Below are 1,247 nucleotides of genomic sequence, written 5' to 3'. Positions count from 1 at the left end.
CTGGATGAGCGCTCCGATCTGGCGTGAGAGTGCAAGGGGTTTGATCTTCTTCATTTGCGCGTTCATCCCGATGACGGAGCGTTTACCCACGCTGGGATGGATGATGGCGCGCTGGTGCGGTGTCGCGGCGAGGTCGTGGCGTTTGACGACTTTGGCTCCGTGGCGCTCCTTGAAGATAAGTTTTTGCTGTGGCAGCAGATAGTTGGCAAACACCCGGTCAAGTTCCCAGATTCGGTTCAGGACCTCCAGCTCGCCTGGTGTGTCATAACGCAGGTAACCGACCAGTTCCCGCACTCGTGCCCAGTTCTTCTGCTCGACGTGGGCGCCATCATTCTTGTTCCCGGAGCGAGACCGGGTGAAGGTGATCTTGTTCGCGGTGCAGTAGTTGAAAAGGTGCTCGTTGATGAACTCGCTTCCGTTGTCTGAGTCGATGCCGATGATCGGGAAGGGGAACACCTCGGTGACGTGCATCAAGGCTTCGAACACCCACTTCGCTGCCTTGTTGCGCACCGAGCAGTTCACCGTCCATCCGGTGGCGATATCAGTCACGGTCAGGGTAAAACAGAACTCCCCGGACGAGGTCCCGCCATCATGACCGACCAGGTCGATCTCGACAAACCCCGGGACCGCATCGTTCCACTCCGCCCAGGTGCGGATCGGGATCTGGGACTTCAGCAACGTGCCCGGTTTGGTATGAGACCGCCCGCGCGACATCATCTTGGCCCGTTCGCCAGCGAGCTTTCGATCGATGGTGGCCGCGCTCATCCGCACCAACAGCGCGGCCTGATCGTCGGTCAGGTCGATGCCGCCCTCAGCACGCAACATCGGCACCAGGCGGGGCAGCATAGGCGCGAGGATCTTCCCCGCCGGAGCCCGCAACACCGCCCAGCAACGCACCAGTGCCGGCATCAGCTCAGGCCCATAGATAGCTGGCCGCCCGTGCGCCGGTGACACCGCCTTGACCGTTCTCGGTGCCACCAACGCAGCTCGCAATGCAGCTCGAGCGTAGTCACGATGCCAACCCGTGAGCTCGACCAACTCCGTCAAGATGCGAGACTTCACAGCCTTCGACCCGCTCTGATACGCCTGCGCTTTCTTCCTCGTCACAGCCTGCCGCTGCGTCATCGTCAGCTCCATAGAAACGGGCGTAATCCGAACCAGCCACCACACGCAACCCTCGACTACGCGGAGGTCCCGTAATGAGGCAACCAATCGACTCACGCGGAGGTTTCTTATGAGTCAACTCG

Annotated in this window: 1 protein-coding gene; it reads right to left on the bottom strand. The window is 60.7% G+C overall.

Going from position 1 to position 1,247, the window contains the following annotated elements; all coding sequences use genetic code 11:
• Positions 1–1,137: integrase catalytic domain-containing protein (locus K2F54_RS18860; RefSeq protein ID WP_255577325.1), on the bottom strand; the 1,137-nt coding region annotated here is incomplete at its 3' end.
• Between the last annotated feature and the right edge of the window lie 110 nt (positions 1,138–1,247).

This window comes from Cryobacterium inferilacus (assembly GCF_019599185.1).
Lineage (GTDB): Bacteria > Actinomycetota > Actinomycetes > Actinomycetales > Microbacteriaceae > Cryobacterium > Cryobacterium inferilacus.
Note: the sequence above shows the minus strand (reverse complement) of the source record. Positions and strands in the feature narration are given on the sequence as shown.